Raw genomic sequence first — 20,792 nt, forward strand, 5'->3', positions numbered from 1 at the left:
GTGGGTTCCGGTCTTTCCCTACGCCCATTTCAGCCGCTGCGGGCGCGCCGGGCACCTCGGCGGACGGGAGTCGCGGCGGAAAACGGGCCCAGCGCCGGGAGGGCGTGAAAAAGCCCTGGCTGGACGGGGGAAGCCAGCCAGGGCCGTAAGCGGTGGCGGCGGAGGACGGTACGGTCCACTCCGGCACCACGTATGGGTGAACGGTAAACCATCCAGGCGCGTCATGCGAAGCGGAAACCGGGTCACGTGACCGGTTTCACTCCGCGGCCCGGGCGTCGTCCGCCAGCACCCTGATCGTCTTCAGGTCGGGATCGGTGGCGTCGGGCAGGTTCATGCCCGCGGCAAGGCCGCTGCGCAGGTAGCGCAGCACCGGCTCGGTGAGCCGCTCGCCCGGCAGCACGGCGGGGATTCCAGGCGGGTACGGCGTGATCATCTCCGCCGCGATCCGGCCGGCGGCGTCGTCCGCCGGGACGTTCTCGGCAGGCCCGAAGAAGGCGTCCCGCGGCAGCCGTACCTGGTCCATCCGCAACTCGGACGGGGACGGCACCTCCATGCGCGGCGCCGGACGCAGCCCGGGCGCGGCCGCGGCGAGGTCCTTCAGCGCGGCAAGCAGCTCCCCGGCGGTCTCCTCGTCGTCGCCGTGCGTGATCTGGGTGCCGATACGGCGGTGGTCGTTGAGGTGGGCGTCGACGGAGCGGTGCTCGCGCAGCCAGTCCGCGGCCTGGAAACCGCTGATCCCGAGCCCGTCCAGGTCGATGATCACGGGCAGCGGGTCGAAGTCGTCCGCGAGCCCCGGGGCGCAGAAGTCGGCCCCGTCGTTGACGTGCATCCCGTCGATCTCCTCGATCGACGCCCGCACCCGCCGGGCGAGGTCCAGGGCGCCGCCCATGAGCTCCTCGCCGTGCAGCGCCATCTGCCGGCGCCAGCCGTCCAGGCCCGCGTAGATCAGCACCGACGGGCTGGTCGTGCCCAGCAGGTCCGACCGCGTCTGCAGCACCTCCGGCGGCACCAGGTCGCCCTGCAGGTGGAAGACGGACCCCTGCTCCAGCCCGCTGCCCATCTTGTGGATGCTCGTCACGCAGATGTCCGCGCCCGAGTCCATCGCCCAGGTCGGCAGGTCCGGATGGAACGGCAGATGCGCACCCCACGCCTCGTCCACGATCAGCGGCACCGAACGCCGGTGGCAGACCTCGGCGATCTCCCCGAGCGCGGCGCAGCTGCCGTACGGCGTCGGACTGGTGACCAGCGCCCCCTTCGCGTCCGGAGCGGCGGCGAAGGCGTTCTCGTAGTCCTCGGCGGTCGGCGGATGGGCGAGGTGCCGCTCGGCGTCCCAGCGCGGCTCGACCCACACCGGCTCGATCCCGGACAGGATCAGGCCCGACACCACCGACTTGTGGGCGTCCCGGCCGATCAGCAGCCTCTCGTGCGGACCGGCGACCGACAGCATCGCCGCCTTGACCGACAGGGAGCTGCCGCAGGTGGTGAAGAACGTGTGCTCGGCGTGGACCGCGTCGGCCATCAGCTTCTCGGCGCGCAGCAGCACCTCACCCCGCGTGAGCCGGTCGTCCAGTCCCCCGGAGGCCAGCAGGTCGCCCAGGAACACCGCGTCCCCGAGCACCTTGCGCACCTCCGGGTCGGCCCCGCGGGCCTGTTTGTGCCCGGGTGGGGTGAACGACAGCCGTCCGCGGCTGCGGTATTCGACCAGGGCTTCCAGTACGGGTGCTCTCGTGTGATCGGCTGTCATGCGCACCCGGGTTCCCTGGATCGGGGCCCGTGAAAACGGGCAGGTCAGCTCGGCTGTGCGTGCCTGCCCGGGGTGATGATCTCATCCAGCACCCGCAGCACCGCCTCGTAGGCCAGCGTCCGCACCTCCGCCTCGTGCGCCGTCTGCGGATCGCCGGCCCGCAGCTCGCCGGTGCGGGTGCGCCACGCCCGGTGTTCCTGTTCCGCGCAGGCCCGCGCCCGCTGCAGGCGCCTCAGCAGTTCGTCCGAGTCCACGACATCGCTCATGGAGTCCGCGTACCCCCCTCTCGCGGCGTAATGGCCGCGATATGCCGTCGCCCGGGAGGTTTGTCCGGCCTCGTGGAGGTCAGCCGGATAAGGAAGGTCCGCGGGGCGCGCGGGGCGCCACGCGACAGCCCCGGGGCCGGCGGGGGAGGAGCCGCGCACGTGAGCGTCCGGGCCGGACCTCCTTCCCTCCCCATCGATCACGACAACGGACGTTTCCACCCCCCAGGGAGCCAGGCGATGTGCGAAAGGCACAGGACCGATTCCGCCCCCGAACCGTCATTCGTCGGGCGCTGCGGCTGCAAACCGGACGAGGCGCGCAGGGCCGTGAGAAAGGCCGTGGCGGAGCGCTGCCGTGCCACCCACACCTGCTGTGACGCCGACGCCCTCTCGGACGCTCTGCTCGTGGTGTCCGAACTGACCACCAACGCCATCCTGCACGGCGGCGGGATCACCGACTTCCGCGTCGACGTCGTCGGGCCCGACGTGCGCGTGTCGGTGAGCGACCGCAGCGACCAGCTGCCCACGGCCGTCGAACCCGTCGACCCGCAAGGACGCCAGCGTCCCGGCGGTCGCGGCTGGCCCATCGTGTGCCGGCTGGCCCGCGATGTGCGGGTGTCGGAGCTGCCCGCCGGCGGCAAGCGCATCACCGCCCTGGTTCCGCTTTCCTGAACTTCGTCGCCCGGGGGCGTTTGTGAACGCGACCGCCGGGCAGGCGGTGTTTCGTGCTTCGGACCGGAGGCGCGCCAGCGGGAGCCGTGCGGCTGCCCCGGGCCACCCAGCGGTCCGGGCGGCCTCCGTTCCCGCGGTAGTCCCTGAAACCCTCGTTCAGGAGCGATTCCGCATGCTCATCGACACGTCCAGCCGTCCCAGCACGAACGACCGGCCCACCGCCTCCGCGGCGCGGCGACACGACGACGCCCCCGAGACGGCCGATCTCTTCGCCCGTCTCGCCACCCTGGAGGACGGTCCCGAGCGGGACGCTGTCCGCGACGAACTCGTCACGGCCTGGCTGCCCATGGCTCACCGGATCGCGGGACGGTTCCGCGACCGCGGAGAGTCCGTGGAGGACCTGCGCCAGGTCGCGGCGCTCGGACTGGTCAAGGCCATCGACCGGTTCGACCCCTCACGCGGTGCCTTCGAGAGCTACGCCGTCCCCACCATCACCGGCGAGGTCAAGCGGCACTTCCGGGACCGCATGTGGGCGCTCAGGGTGCCCCGCCGGGTCCAGGAACTGCGCAACAAGGTGCGCGTGGCCCGCCGCGAGCTGACCCAGACCCCGGGCAGCCCCGAACCCTCCGTCGCCGACATCGCCGCCCACACCGGACTCACCGAGGACGAGGTCGGCACCGGCCTGGAGGCCCTGGAGAGCTTCAGCACCCTGTCGCTGGACGCCGAGCTCTCCAACGACGACGACGGCTACAGCCTCGCCGACACCCTCGGCGGGCCGGACAGCTCGTACGACGTCGTCGTCGACCGCGAGTCCGCCAAGGAGGGCCTGCGCCGGCTGCCCGAGCGGGAGCGCACCATCCTCTACATGCGGTTCTTCGAGGACATGACGCAAAGCCGCATCGCCGACCAGCTCGGCATCTCCCAGATGCACGTCTCCCGTCTCATCAGCCGCAGCTGCGCCCAGGTGCGCGAAGAGGTGCTGGGGCAGCGGCGGGGGAGCAAGCGCAGTGCCGGCGGACGAACCACCGCGGCCTGAGAGAAGGAGCCCGTAGATGCTGATCCCTCACCCCGCCGTCCTGCGCGCACTCGTCGAGGAGTACGAGATCCTGCGCGCCGAGGAGTCCACGGCGGGTGCCGCCCGGACCGGTCGCCGGGCGCAGGACGTCGCCTACACGCTGTGCGTGTCGACCGGCACGCGTGACGTCAGACATGCCCTGGAGACCGCGCAGCGCCTGCTGGCCGCCGAGTCGCGGCGCGTCGCCGACGCGCCGCTGACCGAGTCCTCCCCGAGTTGACCATGGCCCGGCACGCCCACCGCGCGCCGGGGAGCGGGGGGCCGGCCACGGGCCGGCCCCCCGCTCCGGACGCCGTGAGCGCACGAACGCGCACCACCGCACGCCCCGGGTCGCCGTCCCCGGGGCCCGTGCAGCAGATCGTCGTGACGGCGGCCGGTCGTCCGTACAGGGGGAGGCTGATGTGAACACCACCGCCATGGCACACCAGGGGCGGTTCGAGGCGGAGCGGGCGGCTCGCGGCCCGATGACGGCCGGCGCCGCCCGGGCCGGGCTGGCCGCGCGGGGCGTGATCTACCTCATGGTCGGCGTGCTGGCGCTGCAGATCGCCTTCGGCGACGGCGACCGGCAGGCCGATCGCGGCGGCGCCCTGGCCACCCTCGCGGGGCAGCCCTTCGGCTCGGTGCTGTTGTGGGCGCTCGGGATCGGGCTGGTCGGCATGGCCCTGTGGCGGCTGTCGGAGGCGGTCTTCGGCTCGGTGGGACGCGACGGCCGCAGCGCCCGCAAACGCCTGCTCGCGGTCGTGCGCTGCGTCTTCTACACGACCGTCGCCTACTCGGTCCTGACGTTCGCCGCGGGACCCCACGGCGGCAGTGGCGGTGGCGGATCCAGCGACGCCCAGTCCCGCGACGTCACCGCCCGCGTCCTCGACCTGCCCGCCGGGCAGTGGCTGGTCGGCGCGGCCGGCGTCGGCATCACGGTGGCGGGCGTGTGGATCGGGGCGCGGGCGCTGCGCCGCGACTACCGCGACCAGCTCAAGCGGGGCGAGATGGCGCCCTGGGCGCGACGGCTGACGGATGTGACGGGCGTGGCCGGCGGTGCGGCGCGCGGGCTGGTGTTCGCCGCGGCGGGCGCCTTCGCCGTCCGCGCGGCCGTCGACTACCGGCCCGACAAGGCCAAGGGCCTGGACGACACCCTGCGCTCCTTCGCGCACACCCCGCTCGGACCCTGGCTGCTCGTCTGCGTCGCGGCCGGCCTGGTCCTCTTCGGCGCGTTCTCCTTCGCCATGGCCCGGTGGCGCAGGGTCTAGCCGCACGGAACGCCGGTCGCCGGCACCTCCACGACGCTCGGTCTTGCTCGGTGCCGTGCGGCCGGACGGATCCGGAACAGGCCCCGCCCGCCAGGCGCCTCGCGCGCTCGGCCTCACCCGGCCCGGCGACGGGCCCCGTCACCGCCGCGGGGCCCGTACCTCTCGCGTGCGTGACGGGAATGCGCCGACCGGGTCTAGAGCGGGCGGGAGGGGGGAACACGGAGCCAATGAACGAATTCGAGCTGCCACCGGAGCACCGGCCCGTGGACCTGTACCTCGGCATTCTGCGCACTCGGATGGACGCGGAGGACTACCGGGCCCTGCTCGGTCTCGTGGAACCGGTCCTGCGGGCGATCGACGAGGAACGCCTGCCCGCGCTCGACTTCGCCCTCGACGGAGAGCGGACCGAAGGACTGTCCCAGGAGATCCGCGACGAGGCCGCCCTGGTCATCGCGACCGCCGTCACCGGCAGGCTGGACAACGAGGTCGTCGAGATCACCCTGGAGGAGACCGGACCGGTCAGGGTGGTCACCGACGCGGACACCGCCGCCGACCCGGTACGGCTCGGCGAGATCGCCGACTACATCCGCGAACGCCATCACGACAACGAGGAACTGCGCGGCATCGCCGAGGCGAGCGGGCTGCCCACCGACTTCTGAGGCGCCGGCGTGCGGCGGTCACCGCTTCGGCTGCGCCACCGGGACCCGCAGCGGCCGCGCCAGACCGACCACCGCCTCGTCCAGCCGCTGCAGGTGCCTGAGCACCCGGTCGGTGATGCGCCCGTACCGCGACACGCCCGGTCCGTCCGTCTCCAGCAGGGCGGCGATGCTCGGCCCCGTCTCGACCTCCACGGCGGCGCCCTCGTCGGTGACGCGCGCGGAGACCGCCTCGATGTTGTGCAGGATGCGCCGCCCGGCCCGCCGCAGCCGGGGGTCGGCCGCGATCGAGGGGTGGGTGGGCAGCAGCTCGGCCGTGGCCGCCAGCGAACGCGCATGGTAGGCGCAGGTCTCCAGCAGGGCGACGACGTAGCGGGCGGTGTCGCGCCGGGTCCGCAGGGGCGTGACGGGATGTGTCAGCGGCTGGGTGGCGGCCCGCAGATCCGCCAGCGCCCGGTCCAGCTCGCGCGCCTGGTCCAGCAGCTCCACCGGAGGCCCGCCGCTGAGCTGGTCCAGGGCGCTCCCGGCGACCTCCGCGAGCCGGTCGAGCACCGCGCCGAGGAGGTCGTTGGTACGCCGGTCCGTGCGCACCGGCAGCACGAACGCCGCCGCGATCACCCCGCAGGCCGCGCCCAGCGCCGTCTCCTCCACCCGCAGCACCAGCACCGACAGGCTGTAGGTGTGCAGCAGGGTGTACAGCAGCCCCAGGGCCGCGGTGACGAAGAAGGACATCAGCGTGTATGACAGCGGCGCCGAGTAGAACATCGCGAACACGCACAGCAGCACCAGCGCGAACGCCGTCCAGGTGTGGTGGCCGACCAGGCCCGCCAGCAGCAGACCGGCGACGACGCCGAGGACGGTGCCCACCAGCCGGCGGTAGCCCTTGACCAGGATCTCGCCCGTGGAGGCGGTGTTGATGAACACGATCCAGCAGGTCAGCACCGCCCAGTACCAGCGCTGGCTGGAGAGGAACTCGCCGCCGACGATGGCCAGCGACGAGCCGACCGCGACCTGCACGGCCGCGCGCGTGGTGGGCCGCTCCAGCCCGGCCGGCTTCTCGGCGGTCTCCTCGCCGGCGTCGATCGCCGCGTCCTCCGCGTCCAGCTCCTCCCGCGACCGGGTCGTGGAGGGGCTGTCGTCGGATTCGTCCTGCGGCCCGTCGAGCGCGATGCGCAGGCCCAGGACCGCGCGGGCGGCCTCGCCGACGCCGCGGAAGACGTCCTGCAGGGCGCGCGGCGCCTTCGGCAGGTTCTCCTCGTCGCGGTAGCCCAGCAGCCGGTTGCGCACCTGGGCCAGTCCCGTCCCGCCGGCCGTGGCGACCGGCCGCAGCACCAGCAGGCGCAGGGCCTGAAGGTCCCGGCGCAGCGTGTCCGTCGCCTCGTCGCGGGCGGGCAGGGGGCCGGCCGCGGGGGCGGGCGCGCCCGGCAGGTGCAGGGTGAGCGTGTCGGCCCGCTCGGCGCTGCGGGCGGTGAGCAGCAGCAGGCCGAGGCGCTCGGCGGCGATCTCCGCGTCGGCGACCCGGCGCTGCACCAGCCGCGCCACGCCCTCGTCGGCGGTGCCCTCCTCCAGGCGCCCCTGGATCATCAGCGCCGTCTCGTGCAGCCGGGCGGTGCCGTCGCGGACGTCCTCCAGAGCCTTGTCGACGTCCTCGGGCCCGGCGTCGAGCAACTCCAGCTGCGCCGACACCAGCTGCGCCAGCCGGGCCCGGAAGGCGTCCCGCAGCCGCTCCAGGATGCCCGCGGGCGTCTCGGGGACGAGCACGAAACGCACCAGGGCGCTGCACGCGAAGGCGGTGGCCACGACGCCGTACAGCTGCGGCAGGGTCGAGGCGGTGGCGCCGACGAACAGGGACAGGAAGTAGACCTGGAAGCCCATCAGGCCCAGCGCCGTGCCGCGGTCGCCGTAGCGGCGGGCGTAGACGGCGCCGAAGATGAGCACGACGAAGAAGACGTCGCCGGCCACCCGCTGGGTGTGCAACAGGGCGGCCACGGTGAGCGAGGCCAGCGCCACCGGCAGCCCCAGGGCGAGGGTGACGGCCTGCCGGCCGCGCTGTTTCTCCCGGATGGCGAAGGTGGAGACCATCGCCGCGATGGCGCCGCCCACCAGATGCGGCACGCTCGCCCCGAGCAGGGCGAGCACGGCCAGCGTGAGGGCGATGGCGCCCACCGTCCGCAGGCCCGCCGCCAGGCGCAGCAGTCCGGGATCGGAGGCGGCGACGCGATGCCGCAGCCGTGCCAGGACCGGCCCTCCCGCTTGCCTCACGCCGCCGTACTCACTCCCGCTTCACGTCATGATCCGGATCTCAGCATGACACGCGGCCTCACAGCTGCTTGCGGGCGGTCCCCTCGACGTGGGCCCGGACCTCCTCCGGCGTCAGGTAGGCGTCGGTGAACTCGAAGTCCTTGAGCTTGGCGGCCTTGCGGGCCTGGAAGCCGGTGCGTACGAAGTCGTCGCCGGCGATGGCGTTGAGCGTCCAGTTCGTCGCCACGCGGACCTTGGCGACGTTGGTGCGCAGCGCCATCCAGTGGTAGCCGCGGGCGGCGAACTGGGCGGGCAGCCCGCGCAGCTCGATGCCGAGCGGCTTGGAGACGGCGTCCGTGCCGCCGAGGTCGACGACCAGACCCAGGTCCTTGTGGACGTAGGGGGCCAGCTCCTGGCCGCGCAGGGTGGCGATGACGTTGTCGGCGACCTGCTTGCCCTGGCGCATGGCGTGCTGCGCAGTGGGCGGGCAGATGGCGTTCTCGTCGTCCTTGGCCTTGTCGGGCACCGCGGCGGAGTCGCCGAGCGCGAAGACGCCGTCGTGTCCGGGCACGGTCATCTCGGCGGTCACCGCGAGCCGCCCGCGAATCGTTTCCGCGCCGAGCGTGGCGATCAGCGGGCTGGCGACCACGCCGGCGGTCCAGATCAGGGTGCGGGTGGGCACCACCCGGCCGTCGGTGAAGGTGACCTCCTCGGGGCCGGCCTTCTCGATGGAGACGCCCAGCGAGACCTCGATGCCGCGCCGGGCCAGGATCTCCTGCGCACTGCGGCCCAGCTTGTCGCCCAGCTCCGGCATCAGCTTCGGCGCGATGTCGATGAGATGCCACTTGATCAGCGACGGGTCGATGCGCGGGTAGCGCTTGACCGCGGCGTGGGTGAGCTTCTGCAGACAGGCGGCGGTCTCGGTGCCGGCGTAGCCGCCGCCGACGACCACGAACTGCAGCCGGGCGGCGCGCTCGGCCGGGTCCTGGCTGGCGTCGGCCAGGTCGAGCTGGGAGATGACGTGGTCGCGGATGTAGGCCGCCTCGGCGAGGGTCTTCATGCCGAAGGCGTGCTCGGTCAGCCCCGGGATGTCGAAGGTGCGGGTGATGCTGCCGGGCGCCAGCACGATGTAGTCGTACGGCTCGTTGACGATCTGGTCGGTGATGGTGCGGATGACGCACACCTTGGCCTTCAGGTCCACGCCGATGGCACCGCCCGGGATGATCCGGGTGCGGTACTTCTTGCTGCGGCGCAGCGACACCGCGATCGACTGGGGCGTCAGCACACCGGAGGCGACCTGGGGCAGCAGGGGGAGGTAGAGCTGGTAGGCGAACGGCGTCACCAGCGTGACGTCGGCTTCGTCGGGCGCGAGTTTGCGCTCCAGCCGGCGTACGCACTCCACACCGGCGAAGCCTGCGCCAACCACCAGGATCCTGGGTCGTGTCACGTCGTTCATCCCTTTCTGCGGCTCCAGGCGGTCTGTCGTTCAACGCCCTACACCTGCCCTGGATCGCTGCGAGCACCACATCGATCCCACCGCGCCCACCGGCCCGGCGCCAGTCGGGTGAGGCAGGCAGACGAGCGCGTCGAGGACCACCATGCCCGCACGGATGCCCGAACGCACCGCCGGAGAGGGAACGAACACAGCTCGCTCACGGCCGGCCGGCCCGCGCCAGGGCCCGTCGCCGGGGCGCAACGGCCGCGGCCGTGCCTACTTGACGGCGGGGACGCCGCCGCCCGCACGGCCTGGGATCCGGCCGTGGGGCGGAGCGAGGGCGCGGGTCAGGCGCCGCCCCCGTCCGTCGGCGCGGTATCGGGTTCGTGCGGTTGGTCGACGCGCGCCAGCGCCTCCTCGGCGCTCTGCGACACCGGCACGGTGATGCTCACACCCGTCAGGTCCAGGATCCGCCGCACGGCGGGCGTGGGCGAGATGATGTGCACGCTGCCGGGCAGACCGCGCGCCTCCTGGTAGACCCGCAGGATGATGTTCATGCCCGAGGAGTCCATGAAGGGCACGTCCGAGAGGTCGATGAGGAAGTGCCGCCGCCCGTGATGGAGCTGATTGGCCAGGTGGTGCTGGAACTCCGTCGCGGTGTCGATGTCCAGGTAACCCTTCACCGTGATCAGCGCGACGTCCTCGCGGGGCAGGGAGACGTCTACGGACAGGGGGTTCTGGGCAAGGGACACATGTACCTCCTATGAGTGCGCGTCCGGGGTGGTCGCCCGCACGTCGGGTGCCTGGTGATGCACCGCGCCTCCGCGCTTACCCCCGAAGCCGCACCGTATGCGCCCGGTCCCCGCATCGGATGACGGGCGGGCCGGTTCACCGGGGCCCCTTGCCTCCGCGGTGCGCCGCACGAGAGAGTTGCCGGACGGAAACAGTTTCCCACCGGAAGGCGGTGCGCGCGTCGAGGCGCGCCTTGCTTGTGGACACATCCCGCCATTCCCCCACCGGCCTGAGCGGCGCGCTGTACGGCGAGGCCTGGACGGCCGCGCCGTGTCCCGTCCTCATCGCCGGTCCGCAGGGCGACGTGATCGACCTCAATCCCGCGGCGGCGGCGCTGCTGCCGAGCGCCACGCCCGGTGCGCGGCTGACGGACGTCGCCCCGGCGTGGATCGCCGAGGCGCACCGGCGTGAAGCGCCGCTCCCCGCCGCCCTCGGGCCCGGCAGCGCCCCGGCGCACCACGGCGGCCTCGGCGGCCGTACGTTCGCGGCGCACTCCCGGCGTACGGCGGACGGGAACGTGATCTGGTGGCTGGTCGACGACACCGACCGCCGTGCCGCGCAGACGGCCCTCGACGACGAGCGCCGGCGTACGGCGTTCCTCGCCGACGCCTCCGGCGCCCTGCTCGCCTCCCTCAACCTCGAACGCTGCATGGAGGTCACCGCGTCCCTGGCCGCCGAGCACCTCGCGGAGGCCGCCGTGGTCGTGGCGCCGGCCCGGGGACGCGGGCTGCCCGTCACCCACTGCCGGACCAGCGGCCGCGGCGTCCACCGGGTGGTGTCCGCGGAACCGGTCGCGGTTCCCGGCCTCGGCGAGGCACTGCGCGGCTTCCCGCCGGTGCCCTCCCGCTGGATCGACCCGGCCGCGCTCCCCGACTGGCTCGTGCCCGGCGACTTCCCCGGGCGCGTCGGCTCGGCCGTCGTCACGCCGCTGCCGGGCCACGGCGTGCCGGCCGGCGCCATGTCGAGGGCGAGCTGGACCACGCCTCACACGGTGAACTCGTCGACGCCCTGACGCCCTTGCTCGCCCGGCACGCCGCCGGGCCACCGGCGGCCGGTCTGTTCCGCCTGGACTTCTCCGGCCTGCGCTGCATCGACTCCTGGGGCCTGTCCGCGCTGTTGCTGCTGCTGCGGCGCCGCGCCGACGACAGCGGCAGCCGGCTGCGCCTGGAGGACCGTCCGCCCTTCCTGGACCGGCTCTTGGACCTGACGGGAACCTATGACCATCTCGTCGCCTCCGTCCAGGACGCCGATGCCCAGGACCGCCCCGGCACCGGCTGAGGAGTGTGTCAAGCCCGCCGAATGTCACCGGGCAAGCAGGGTATCCGCTGCTGTGGAGCCGCGGCGGACGTCGACGGAACCGTTCGCGACACGGCGGCTCATGACCCTGGGGGAAGGGAAGGAGCGGCGTGACCATCGGCAGAATCTGGTCGTACGCACCGGACGCCGGCCATCAGGAGGGAGTGGACCTCACCGGCTACACCGTCGACGCGAGCGACGGCACGATCGGGCATGTGGACCGCGAGGCCGACCACGCGGGGATGCGGCATCTGGTGGTCGACACCGGTGTCTGGGTCTTCGGCCGGAGCGTCCTCGTGCCGGCCGGCACCGTACAGGTCATAGACCCGGAGCACCGGACGATCACCGTGGCGTGCACCAAGGCGGAGGTGAAGGCCGCGCCCCGGTTCCGGACCGACAGCGAGACCCTGGACCCGGCGTATCTGACGAGCGTCGGCGAGTACTACCAGCACCTTCCGCCGCGCAAGTCCGTCACGTCGTGATCCGGGCGACCGACGATCCGTACCGACGCGCCGCGGACGTGCCGCGGCCCGAGCAGCGAACGGGACACCACGCATGCCCACCGAGGGGGAGACGATCGTCACGTCTCACGCCGTGACAGACGCCGGACGGGAGGTCGTCCTGGTACGCGTGAGCGGTGACGTCGACGCCGAGAGCGCACCGCAGCTGGCGGCCGCCCTCGGCCCGGCGGCGCGCACCGCTTCCTCGCGTACCGTCGTCGACCTCTCCGGCGCCGCCTTCGCGGACTCGGCCATCCTGCACGTCCTGCTGGAGGCGGAGCAGGCCCACCGGGCACTGGGCGCGGAGATGGTGGTGGCCGGACCGTTTCACAAGATCATCGAAAGGCTGTTTGAGGTGACAGGCACCACTGGGTTCTTCGTCCTCGCCGATGACGTCGAGGCAGCGCTGGTCATGCCCCGGGCAGTGACCGAGCGGTGAGGCAGGCCGACCACCCGCCCGCGGACGACCACCGCACCCACGACGGGACATCGACATCGCCTTCGGTGACGAGCGCGGCGCAGGCACGCGCCTACGCGCGCTCGGTGGTCGGCGACCACTGGGAGACCCCCGGCCGCCCCGTGAGCGAGGAGGCCGTCATCGACCTCCAGCTCGTCGTGTCCGAGCTGGTCACCAACGCGATCCGGCACGGCGGCGGTCTCGCGGGCTTCGACGTCGTGCCGGTTCCCGAGGGGGTACGGCTGCTCGTGCGCGACAACAGCGACGTGGTGCCCGGGGTCGCCTACGGGTCCGGGGCGTTGCCCGTCGGGCACCACGGCAACGGGTACGGCTGGCCGCTGATCATCCGCCTGGCGCGCGACATCGCCATCGACCGGCACCCCGGCGGCGGCAAGACCATCAGCCTGGTCGTCCCGCTGCGCTGACCGGCCGCCCGTCCACGAGGGCTCACCAGGGCAGGAAGACGTGGATGTCCTTGCCGTCGGCGTGGGTGACCACGCTGACCTGGTCGCACAGCGTGTGGATCAGATGCCAGCCGATGCCGCCCCCGCCCCCGCGGGCGTCGAAGGGACGCGGCGCCGGCGGTGTGGTGTTGGTGTCGTGCATCACCACGTGCACGCCGTCGAAGGTCCTGCGCAGCCGCAGCTCGAACGGCCCGGGCGCGTACTGCACGGCGTTCGCCGCCAGTTCGGAGACGACCAGCAGTACGTCGTCCCAGTGCTCCTGCGCCGCGGGCGGTGTCGCCTGCGCGAGATCGTCGAGGAACCGCTCGGCCTGCAGCCGTGCGTCCGTCACGTTGCGCGGCTCTCCCGCGAAACGGACGGTGCGGTGCGGAATGTCCTCGGAAGTCAGCTGTCCGTCCCTGCGCCGTTCGGTGGTCATGTTCCCTTCCGCCCTGTGTCGGCGGCGGTGTCGTCATGGCTCACTTGCCCCTGCTGTTACCCGGTTCCCGACCAGCGGCTCCCTACTCATCCCGGGTGGGACGATCTCCCTCAGCGAAAGACATTGTCCGCGTCGTCCCAGGCGGACAGCTCGTCGGGCACGCCCTGCCGCGAGGGACGCGCGCGTGCCTGGTACATCGCGTCGATCTCGAGGGCGTAGTGCTTCACGATCGCGTCCCGGCGCAGCTTCATGGACGGCGTCAGCAGCCCGTTGGACAGGTCGAACGGCTCCGGCAGCACCCGGAAGACCCGGATCGACTCCGAGCGCGAGACGGTGCTGTTGGCGGCGGCCACGGCACGGGTGATCTCCTCGCGCAGCGCGTTCTCCTCCCGGGCCTCCCGGCTCGGCGTGTCGCTCTGCAGGGCCAGCGAGCCGCGCCAGTACGCCAGGAACTCGGGGTCGAGGGTGATCAGCGCGCCCACGCAGGGCCGGTTGTCGCCCACGACGACCGCCTGGTGGATCAGCGGGTGCATCCGCAGCCGCTGCTCCAGGGCGGCCGGCGAGACGCTCTTGCCGCTGCTGGTGATGACGATGTCCTTCTTGCGGCCGGTGATCGTCAGATAGCCCTCGGAGTCCAGCCGCCCCAGGTCGCCGGTGGCCAGCCAGCCGCCGCGCAGCGCGGCCCGGGTCGCGGCCTCGTCGTTGACGTAGCCCTGGAACACCGACGGTCCGCGCACCAGGATCTCCCCGTCGTCGGCGACCATGATGTCGGTGCCCGGCAGCGCCTGTCCGACGGTGCCGGACTTCTCCCGGCCCACCGGCTGCGCCGTGATGCCGCCGCTGGTCTCGGTCAGGCCGTAGCCGTCGTTGACGTAGATGCCGATGCCCTCGTAGAAGAAGGACAGTTCGCGGCTGAGGGGTGAGCCGCCGGAGGTGGCCCGGCACACCCGGCCGCCGAGGGCGGCGCGCAGTTTGCGGTACACCGTCCGCTCGTAGAGGGCGTGTTGGAGTCTCAGGTCGAAGCCGGGGCCGGGGCCCTCGCCGAGCCGCTGGCGTTCTAGCGCCATGGCGAAGTCGCGTGCCGTCTCGGCGGCCCGTTCGAACAGCGCGCCGCGGCCCGCCTGCTGGGAGGCGCGCAGGAAGTTCTTGTAGATCTTCTCGAAGATCGACGGCACGGCGCACAGGTAGGTGGGTCTGAACGAGCGCAGCGCCGAGGCCAGGGCCTCCTCGCTGAGGTCGGGCTCGTGCCCCATCATCATGCCGCCGCGGACACACAGGCCCTGCACCAGAAGCCCGTACACATGGGAGAAGGGCAGGAAGGCGAGGACGGTCGGCTGCTGGCCGGGCGGGGCCACCGTGTGCCGCCAGCCCTTGAGCATGACGTCGCAGGGGCTGGCCAGGCTGCGGTGGGTCAGCGCGCAGCCCAGGGGACGGCCGGTCGTGCCGGAGGTGTAGGCGATGACGGCGGTGGAGTCCGGCAGCACGATGCGGCGCAGCGAGTCGACCGTGGTGAGCGGGATGAAGCGGCCCCGCTCGACGAGTTGGTCCATGGCTCCGGCGTCCAGTTGCCACACGTGCCGCAGCAGCGGCAGCGCCCCGCACACGGAGCCGACCGTCATCACCGCCTGCTCGTCCTCGACCACCACCGCCACGCACCTCGCGTCGCGCAGGATCCACTCCACCTGGTCGCGGGAGGAGGTGGGATAGATCGGCACGACCTCGGCGCCCACGGCCCACAGCGCGTAGCTGAGCACCGTCCACTCGTACCGGGTGCGCGCCATGATCGCCACGCGGTGGCCGGGGGAGATCCCGGAGGCGACCAGCCCCTTGGCCAGGTCCACCACCTGGTCGCGGACCTCCACCGCGGTCACCTCCTGCCAGGCGCCGGAGGGCGCGGTGCGGCGGGCGAGCAGCGGAAGGGTGAGATCTCCGGCCGTCGTGTCGAAGAGGCTGTCGGCGAGGCCGCCGGTCAGGGGCGGGACGGTGGGCGGAGCGAGGGCGAAGTCGCGCATTGCACTGCTCCTGACATGTACGGGGTGTGACTCAGCCGACGAGAACTGTTATCGGCGGTGCTCGAATCTAGCCCAGGCGAGAGCGATCGGCGGCGGGAACTGACAACTAGGCCCATTCGTGATCCGGGCTCATTCGGGGGACTCGGTGGGCATGAGTTACGTGAATCCCGATCCCGAGCCCGAACGCACCACCGGACTGGAGCCGGGCGGTGGTGTTCCCCCTGGTGAGACGCCTCCCGCCGAGAGCAGCATGCCCGAGGCCGGCCCCCTGGAGCGGCACAATCCCCCCAAGGGCTGGGGGAAAGGGCCGCTGACGCTGATCCTCGTCCTGGTGGTGCTGTTCGCGGCGTTCTTCCTGGCCTACGCCCTCGTGCTGATCCTGTGAGCGTGCCGGTGGGCGCACCTCACTCCTGGGTGAGGCGCACGCACTCGGCGACGACCTCGTGCAGGTTCCCGGTGCGCTCCATGAGCCGGCGCTGCACCCGGGCGCCGTTGCCGCGCCCGAGCAGCGCGGCGACGTCGGCGCGGACGCGGTCGAGGTCGCCGGTGTCGGCGAGGGCGTCCCCGACGTGGTCGACGAGGGCGCGGACCACGGCGTCGGCCGGCATGCGCCGCATCGTCTCGGGGTGCAGCAGCTCGTCCTCGATGCCGGAGCGGGCGGCGCGCCAGGCGGCCAGCCGCAGCAGGCTCACGCTGTGCTCCAGCGGCTCGCGGCCCGCCCGCCACTCCCGCGCGGCCGTCTCCACCAGGCCGCGGGCGAGCGTGGCGATGAGCAGGGCGGTGTCGGCGTGCAGACAGACGTCGGCGACGCGGATCTCGACGGTCGGGTAGGTCGGCGACAGACGCGCGTCGAAGTAGATCATCTTCTCGTCGAGGATCACGCCGGTGGCGACCATGTCCGCGACCGTGCGGTGGTAGCGCTCGGCCGAGCCGAACATCTCGGTGGGGCCCGCCGACGGCCACCGCTGCCAGACCCGGCTGCGGTAGCTGCTGTAGCAGGTGTCCTTGCCCTGCCAGAACGGGGAGTTGGCGCTCAGCGCGGCGAGCACCGGCAGCCACGGCCGGATCCGGTCGACGACCGCGACCGCCTCCTCGTCCGACTCGACGGAGACGTGCACGTGACAGCCGAGGACGAGTTGTTCGCGGGTGGCGATGCCGTACTCCTCCGCCATCCACTGGTAGCGCCGGCCGACGCCGACCGACGGGCTGACCGGCAGCGGCGAGGTGGCGAGGGCGGCGACGGCGCAGCCGATCTCGCCGGCGTGCCGGGCGGCCTCCTTGCGGCAGCGCACGATCTCCGCCCCGAGGTCCGCCATCTGCGCCTGCGGATGGGTGGCGAACTCCAGCATCTGGTTGTGGAGCTCCTTCTCGAAGAGCTCCCCCTCCGGGCCGTCGTGCGCCGCGCGGGCGAGTACGGCGGCGGACAGGGCCCGTGGTTCACCCGTCTCCGGGTCGACGAGGAGGAGTTCCTCCTCCACTCCGACTGTGCGCACGTGATGCCGCCCTCCTGTGACCCCTGGCAGATGTATGACTCCGACTGCCCTGGAAGGGGCCGGCGAACACCTGCCGGGTGATCACGCGGGACAGAGCCAGACGGTCGCCAGGGGCGGCAGGGTGAGCAGGAGGTGCCCGTCCTCGGGCTTGACGGGGTCGGGGTGGGTGATGTCGCTGCCGCCGTAGCGGGCGGCGTCGGTGTTGAGGACCTCCTGCCAGGCGGGTACGTCGTCGGGGACGCCGACGCGGTAGTCGTGGCGTACGACGGGGGAGAGGTTGCTGATCGCCAGCAGCGGGCTGCCGTCGGCGGCGAACCGGAGGAAGGCGAAGACGTTGTCCTCGGCCGCGCCCCCGATCACCCAGCGGAAACCGTCGGGCGAGGTGTCGCGCTGCCACAGGGCCGGCGTGCGCCGGTAGAGGGTGTTGAGGTCGCGGACCAGGTCCCGCACCCCGCGGTGGTCCGCCTCGGCCGCGTACTGTGGGTCCAGCAGCCACCAGTCGGGGCCGTGCTTCTCGGACCACTCGGCGCCCTGGGCGAACTCCTGGCCCATGAAGAGGAGTTGCTTGCCCGGGTGGGACCACATGAAGCCCAGGTAGGCGCGGTGGTTGGCGCGCTGCTGCCACCAGTCGCCGGGCATCTTCGACACCAGCGCCTGCTTGCCGTGCACGACCTCGTCGTGGGAGATGGGCAGGACGTAGTTCTCGCTGTAGGCGTAGACCATCGAGAACGTCATCTCGTTGTGGTGGTACTTGCGGTGCACCGGCTCGTGCGCGATGTAGCCGAGCGAGTCGTGCATCCAGCCCATGTTCCACTTCAGCCCGAAGCCGAGTCCGCCGCTGTCGGTGGGCCGGGTCACCCCGTCCCAGGCGGTCGACTCCTCGGCGATGGTCACCACACCCGGTGCCCGCCGGTACACGGTCGCGTTCATCTCCTGCAGGAACGCCACCGCGTCCAGGTCCTCACGGCCCCCGTACACGTTCGGCGACCACTGGCCCGAGTCGCGCGAGTAGTCGAGGTACAGCATCGAGGCCACGGCGTCCACCCGCAGGCCGTCGATGTGGAACTCCTCGCACCAGTACACGGCGTTGGCGACCAGGAAGTTGCGCACCTCGATGCGCCCGAAGTCGAACTCGTACGTCCCCCAGTCCGGATGCTCGGCCCGCCGCGAGTCCCCGGGCTCGTACAGCGGGTCCCCGTCGAAGCGCGCCAGCGCCCAGTCGTCCTTGGGGAAGTGGGCCGGCACCCAGTCCATGATCACGCCGATGCCCGCCTGGTGCAGCGCGTCGATCAGGTACCGCAGGTCGTCGGGCGTGCCGAGCCGGGCGGTCGGCGCGTAGTACGACGTCACCTGGTAACCCCAGGAGGGACCGTACGGGTGCTCGGCCAGCGGCATCAGCTCGACGTGGGTGAAGCCGAGGTCCTTGACGTAGGGCGGCAGCTGCTCGGCCAGTTGACGGTACGTCAGACCCGGGCGCCAGGACGGGAGATGCACCTCGTACACCGAGAACGGCGCCTCGTGCACGGGGGTCTCGCCGCGCCGCGCCATCCACTCCGCGTCGCCCCACTCGTGGTGCGCGGCCGTGACCACCGAGGCCGTCGCGGGCGGTTCCTCCGTGCGGCGGGCCATCGGGTCGGCCTTGAGGAACCGGCCGCCGTGGCGGGAGGTGATCTCGAACTTGTAGCGGGTGCCCTCGCCGATGCCCGGCAGGAACAGCTCCCACACGCCCGACGCGCCCAGCGACCGCATGGGCAGCGCGGTCCCGTCCCAGAAGGTGAAGTCCCCGGCGACCCGCACCCCTTGGGCGTTCGGCGCCCATACGGTGAACCGGGTGCCGGTCACGCCCTGGTGGGTCATCGGCTCGGCGCCCAGCGCCTTCCACAGCTGCTCGTGCCGGCCCTCGCGGATGAGGTGCAGGTCGAGTTCGCCGAGCGCCGGCAGGAAGCGGTAGGGGTCCTCCGTCTCCTGCTCGCCCTCCGCGTACGTCACCCGCAGGGTGTAGGCGGGGATGGCGTCCAGCGGCAGCACTCCGCTGAACAGGCCGTCGCCCTCGGAGATCAGCGCGTGACGCCGTCCGCCGACGACGACGCCCACGGCGCGGGCGTAGGGGCGCAGGGCCCGGAAGGCGATCCCGCCCGGGACCGGGTGGGCGCCCAGCAGGGCGTGCGGATCGTGGTGCCGGCCGGCGAGCAGGCGCTCGCGGTCGGCGGGGTCCAGGGGCGGGGCCGCCCGGCAGGGAACCGGTCCGGCCACCTCCGGCGGCGTGTTCTCACGCAGAGCCACGGTCATCATCCTCCTCTCACGGCGAGACGCTCGATCGCCGCCATCGGTACAGGGAGCCAGTCGGGACGGTGCCGGGCCTCGTACAGCACCTCGTACACGGCCCGGTCCGTTTCGTAGGCGCGCAGCAGGCCGTGCTTCTTGCGGGGGTCCCAGCCGGCGCGGGAGGCGTATCCCGCGCAGTAGGCCTCCCGGCAGCGGCGGGCCCACTCCGGGCGCCAGGGGCGGCGCTGGCGGGCCGCGTAGTCGAAGGAGCGCAGCATGCCGGCGATGTCCCGCACGGGGGAGTGGGCGCCGCGCCGCTCGGCCAGCGGGCGCGAGGGCTCGCCCTCGAAGTCGATGACGAACCAGTCCCGGCCGGCCCGCAGCACCTGGCCCAGGTGCAGGTCGCCGTGGATGCGCTGCGCGGGCGGCCCCGGATCGCAGCCGACCAGGGCGCCGAACGCGGTGCGCAGCCTCGGCACGTACGGACGCAGGGCCGGCACGCAGTGGGCGGCGGCGTCCAGGCGCTGCGCCATCGCCGCCGCCGTGCGCCCGCTCTCGCCGTGCGGCTTCGAGGGGAAGGCGGAGGCCAGCGCGAGGTGCACCTCGGCGGTGGCGCGGCCCAGTTGACGCGCCTCGGCGGTGAAGTCGTCCCCGGACGCGAGCGCCCGCAGGGCCAGCGTCCAGCCGTCGGACGCGTCCCGCAGGAACGGCTGCAGGACGCCCAGGGTGGCCTCCTGCGGATGGGTGGTACGGAACCACGCCACCGGCGACGGCACCCGTCCGCAGCCCTGTGCGGCCAGCGCGCCCGGCACTTCGAGGTCCGGGTTGACGCCGGGCTGGATGCGCCTGAAGACCTTCAGGATGTACTCGTCGCCGTACACCAGTGAGGAGTTGGACTGCTCGGCGTCCAGCACGCGCGGGACCAGCCCGGCGGGCACGGTGACGGACGGGTCGGTCTCGAAGCGCAGCGGGCCCGCGGTGCCCGGCTGGCGCAGCCGTTCCAGGAGCAGCTGGGCCGAGCGCGGGTCCTGCAGGGCGTCGTACACCGTCAGGCCGGCCAGCGGGCCCTCCTGGGCCGTGCCGATCAGCGCCCGGCCGAGCCGGGGGGTGAGGTGCTCGCGTACGCCGAGCAGCAGCTGGTAGCAGTCGCCGGCCGGGGAGCCGCCGCCCGGCGCGGGCACGCCGGAGTGCCCGGCGTGCACCAGCAGGTGCAGACAGCCCGGGAACAGCTCGGTCATGGAGAGCAGGGCGAGGTCCGTGACAGGCCGGTCCTTGCCCGCGAACCAGCGCTGCCGGGGCAGCCACTCGCGCAACAGCCCGGCCAGCGAGGCCATGGGCCCGGTCGCGCCGGCGGTTCTCTGGCGGAGGGAGACGGTCTTCGTCATCGTGACGCGTCCTTTCCCCGGCACACTCTCAATGCCGGCGACCGATACGGGAGGCGACCCGGGTGAGCCGGAACCAGTAGAAGCCGTGGCCGCCGAGGGTCAGCAGATACGGCAGTTCACCGATGGCGGGGAAGCGCACCCCGCCGATGAGCTCCACCGGATGGCGTCCGTCGTAGACGCGCAGATCGAGCTCGGTGGGCTGGGCGAAGCGGGAGAAGTTGTTCACGCACAGGACGAGGTCGTCCTTGTACTCGCGCAGGTAGGCCAGGACCGCGGGGTTGGAGGACGGCAGTTCGGTGTACGAGCCGAGTCCGAAGGCGGGGTTCTGCTTGCGGATCTCGATCATGCGGCGGGTCCAGTGCAGCAGCGAGGAGGGG

22 protein-coding genes are annotated in these 20,792 nt (G+C 72.6%); 11 read left to right on the plus strand and 11 right to left on the minus strand.

The features are described 5' to 3' along the window. Positions 1 to 256: 256 nt before the first annotated feature. On the minus strand, positions 257 to 1,744 hold the full coding sequence (locus tag ACYF6T_RS15190) for an aminotransferase class I/II-fold pyridoxal phosphate-dependent enzyme (protein ID WP_461696657.1): 1,488 nt from the start codon (positions 1,742 to 1,744) through the stop codon (positions 257 to 259). A 44-nt stretch (positions 1,745 to 1,788) separates the two neighbouring features. Beyond that, the gene (locus ACYF6T_RS15195; RefSeq protein WP_461696658.1) at positions 1,789 to 2,010 is read right to left on the minus strand and encodes a hypothetical protein; all 222 of its coding nucleotides are present in this window, start codon (positions 2,008 to 2,010) and stop codon (positions 1,789 to 1,791) included. 237 nt (positions 2,011 to 2,247) lie between these two features. On the opposite strand from ACYF6T_RS15195, the gene ACYF6T_RS15200 reads away from it, so the two are divergent. From ACYF6T_RS15200 to ACYF6T_RS15220, 5 genes are all read left to right on the plus strand, one after another. After that, complete coding sequence (locus ACYF6T_RS15200; protein WP_461696659.1) at positions 2,248 to 2,679, plus strand: ATP-binding protein; 432 nt, start codon at positions 2,248 to 2,250, stop codon at positions 2,677 to 2,679. Positions 2,680 to 2,851: 172 nt separating this feature from the next. Beyond that, entirely contained in the window at positions 2,852 to 3,715 is an 864-nt protein-coding gene (locus ACYF6T_RS15205) for a SigB/SigF/SigG family RNA polymerase sigma factor (RefSeq protein ID WP_461696660.1), read from the plus strand. Positions 3,716 to 3,731: 16 nt separating this feature from the next. Next, positions 3,732 to 3,974 (plus strand): DUF5133 domain-containing protein, encoded by a 243-nt coding sequence (locus tag ACYF6T_RS15210; RefSeq protein ID WP_461696662.1) that lies wholly within the window; start codon positions 3,732 to 3,734, stop codon positions 3,972 to 3,974. A 181-nt stretch (positions 3,975 to 4,155) separates the two neighbouring features. Beyond that, the gene (locus tag ACYF6T_RS15215) at positions 4,156 to 5,001 is read left to right on the plus strand and encodes a DUF1206 domain-containing protein (protein ID WP_461696663.1); all 846 of its coding nucleotides are present in this window, start codon (positions 4,156 to 4,158) and stop codon (positions 4,999 to 5,001) included. A gap of 227 nt (positions 5,002 to 5,228) precedes the next feature. Further along, positions 5,229 to 5,660, plus strand: a complete 432-nt coding sequence (locus ACYF6T_RS15220) for a hypothetical protein (RefSeq protein ID WP_461696664.1) — start codon at positions 5,229 to 5,231, stop codon at positions 5,658 to 5,660. An 18-nt stretch (positions 5,661 to 5,678) separates the two neighbouring features. On the opposite strand, the gene ACYF6T_RS15225 is transcribed toward ACYF6T_RS15220, so the two are convergent. The 3 genes from ACYF6T_RS15225 to ACYF6T_RS15235 all read right to left on the minus strand — a co-directional run bounded on the left by ACYF6T_RS15225 (position 5,679) and on the right by ACYF6T_RS15235 (position 10,085). Continuing rightward, positions 5,679 to 7,919: an FUSC family protein gene (locus ACYF6T_RS15225; RefSeq protein ID WP_461696665.1), complete on the minus strand. Its 2,241-nt coding sequence runs from the start codon at positions 7,917 to 7,919 to the stop codon at positions 5,679 to 5,681. A gap of 58 nt (positions 7,920 to 7,977) precedes the next feature. Continuing rightward, positions 7,978 to 9,354, minus strand: a complete 1,377-nt coding sequence (locus tag ACYF6T_RS15230; RefSeq protein WP_461696666.1) for an NAD(P)/FAD-dependent oxidoreductase — start codon at positions 9,352 to 9,354, stop codon at positions 7,978 to 7,980. Between the two features lie 326 nt (positions 9,355 to 9,680). Beyond that, positions 9,681 to 10,085: an STAS domain-containing protein gene (locus ACYF6T_RS15235; RefSeq protein WP_461696667.1), complete on the minus strand. Its 405-nt coding sequence runs from the start codon at positions 10,083 to 10,085 to the stop codon at positions 9,681 to 9,683. A 239-nt stretch (positions 10,086 to 10,324) separates the two neighbouring features. On the opposite strand from ACYF6T_RS15235, the gene ACYF6T_RS15240 reads away from it, so the two are divergent. From ACYF6T_RS15240 to ACYF6T_RS15260, 5 genes are all read left to right on the plus strand, one after another. Further along, entirely contained in the window at positions 10,325 to 11,137 is an 813-nt protein-coding gene (locus ACYF6T_RS15240; protein WP_461696669.1) for a hypothetical protein, read from the plus strand. A 5-nt stretch (positions 11,138 to 11,142) separates the two neighbouring features. Next, on the plus strand, positions 11,143 to 11,403 hold the full coding sequence (locus ACYF6T_RS15245; RefSeq protein WP_461696670.1) for an STAS domain-containing protein: 261 nt from the start codon (positions 11,143 to 11,145) through the stop codon (positions 11,401 to 11,403). Positions 11,404 to 11,531: 128 nt separating this feature from the next. Then, entirely contained in the window at positions 11,532 to 11,903 is a 372-nt protein-coding gene (locus ACYF6T_RS15250; protein ID WP_461696671.1) for a PRC-barrel domain containing protein, read from the plus strand. Positions 11,904 to 12,015: 112 nt separating this feature from the next. Then, positions 12,016 to 12,360, plus strand: a complete 345-nt coding sequence (locus ACYF6T_RS15255) for an STAS domain-containing protein (protein ID WP_461696672.1) — start codon at positions 12,016 to 12,018, stop codon at positions 12,358 to 12,360. Between the two features lie 65 nt (positions 12,361 to 12,425). Then, positions 12,426 to 12,803, plus strand: coding sequence for an ATP-binding protein (locus ACYF6T_RS15260; RefSeq protein WP_461696673.1), 378 nt, complete (start codon positions 12,426 to 12,428; stop codon positions 12,801 to 12,803). A gap of 22 nt (positions 12,804 to 12,825) precedes the next feature. Here the strand turns inward: ACYF6T_RS15260 and ACYF6T_RS15265 are convergent, their stop codons facing one another. Beyond that, complete coding sequence (locus ACYF6T_RS15265; RefSeq protein ID WP_461696674.1) at positions 12,826 to 13,260, minus strand: ATP-binding protein; 435 nt, start codon at positions 13,258 to 13,260, stop codon at positions 12,826 to 12,828. A gap of 110 nt (positions 13,261 to 13,370) precedes the next feature. Continuing rightward, on the minus strand, positions 13,371 to 15,272 hold the full coding sequence (locus ACYF6T_RS15270) for an AMP-dependent synthetase/ligase (protein WP_461696675.1): 1,902 nt from the start codon (positions 15,270 to 15,272) through the stop codon (positions 13,371 to 13,373). 151 nt (positions 15,273 to 15,423) lie between these two features. Here ACYF6T_RS15270 and ACYF6T_RS15275 point away from each other — a divergent pair, with 151 nt between their 5' ends. Beyond that, entirely contained in the window at positions 15,424 to 15,657 is a 234-nt protein-coding gene (locus ACYF6T_RS15275; RefSeq protein ID WP_461696677.1) for a DUF6480 family protein, read from the plus strand. 19 nt (positions 15,658 to 15,676) lie between these two features. Here the strand turns inward: ACYF6T_RS15275 and ACYF6T_RS15280 are convergent, their stop codons facing one another. The 4 genes from ACYF6T_RS15280 to ACYF6T_RS15295 form a co-directional block, all read right to left on the minus strand. Continuing rightward, positions 15,677 to 16,765: a glutamate--cysteine ligase 2 gene (locus ACYF6T_RS15280; protein WP_461696678.1), complete on the minus strand. Its 1,089-nt coding sequence runs from the start codon at positions 16,763 to 16,765 to the stop codon at positions 15,677 to 15,679. An 81-nt stretch (positions 16,766 to 16,846) separates the two neighbouring features. Further along, on the minus strand, positions 16,847 to 19,048 hold the full coding sequence (gene glgB, locus ACYF6T_RS15285) for a 1,4-alpha-glucan branching enzyme (RefSeq protein ID WP_461696679.1): 2,202 nt from the start codon (positions 19,046 to 19,048) through the stop codon (positions 16,847 to 16,849). 5 nt (positions 19,049 to 19,053) lie between these two features. Beyond that, positions 19,054 to 20,415 carry a maltokinase N-terminal cap-like domain-containing protein gene (locus ACYF6T_RS15290; RefSeq protein WP_461696681.1) on the minus strand — a complete coding sequence of 454 codons (1,362 nt, stop codon included), beginning with the start codon at positions 20,413 to 20,415 and terminating at the stop codon, positions 19,054 to 19,056. A gap of 28 nt (positions 20,416 to 20,443) precedes the next feature. Beyond that, a partial coding sequence (locus tag ACYF6T_RS15295) for an alpha-glucosidase C-terminal domain-containing protein (RefSeq protein ID WP_461696682.1) occupies positions 20,444 to 20,792 on the minus strand: 349 nt, incomplete at its 5' end.

It is taken from the genome of Streptomyces sp. 7R007 (genome assembly GCF_054850255.1).

What these genes read in the sequence shown, in the direction of transcription:
- ACYF6T_RS15275 (WP_461696677.1), top strand. Translation starts at nt 15,424, where the DNA reads ATGAGTTACGTGAATCCCGATCCCGAGCCCGAACGCACCACCGGACTG.
- ACYF6T_RS15230 (WP_461696666.1), bottom strand. Translation starts at nt 9,354, where the DNA reads ATGAACGACGTGACACGACCCAGGATCCTGGTGGTTGGCGCAGGCTTC.
- ACYF6T_RS15205 (WP_461696660.1), top strand. Translation starts at nt 2,852, where the DNA reads ATGCTCATCGACACGTCCAGCCGTCCCAGCACGAACGACCGGCCCACC.
- ACYF6T_RS15270 (WP_461696675.1), bottom strand. Translation starts at nt 15,272, where the DNA reads ATGCGCGACTTCGCCCTCGCTCCGCCCACCGTCCCGCCCCTGACCGGC.
- ACYF6T_RS15200 (WP_461696659.1), top strand. Translation starts at nt 2,248, where the DNA reads ATGTGCGAAAGGCACAGGACCGATTCCGCCCCCGAACCGTCATTCGTC.
- ACYF6T_RS15210 (WP_461696662.1), top strand. Translation starts at nt 3,732, where the DNA reads ATGCTGATCCCTCACCCCGCCGTCCTGCGCGCACTCGTCGAGGAGTAC.
- ACYF6T_RS15220 (WP_461696664.1), top strand. Translation starts at nt 5,229, where the DNA reads ATGAACGAATTCGAGCTGCCACCGGAGCACCGGCCCGTGGACCTGTAC.
- ACYF6T_RS15190 (WP_461696657.1), bottom strand. Translation starts at nt 1,744, where the DNA reads ATGACAGCCGATCACACGAGAGCACCCGTACTGGAAGCCCTGGTCGAA.
- ACYF6T_RS15290 (WP_461696681.1), bottom strand. Translation starts at nt 20,415, where the DNA reads ATGACGAAGACCGTCTCCCTCCGCCAGAGAACCGCCGGCGCGACCGGG.
- ACYF6T_RS15195 (WP_461696658.1), bottom strand. Translation starts at nt 2,010, where the DNA reads ATGAGCGATGTCGTGGACTCGGACGAACTGCTGAGGCGCCTGCAGCGG.
- ACYF6T_RS15265 (WP_461696674.1), bottom strand. Translation starts at nt 13,260, where the DNA reads ATGACCACCGAACGGCGCAGGGACGGACAGCTGACTTCCGAGGACATT.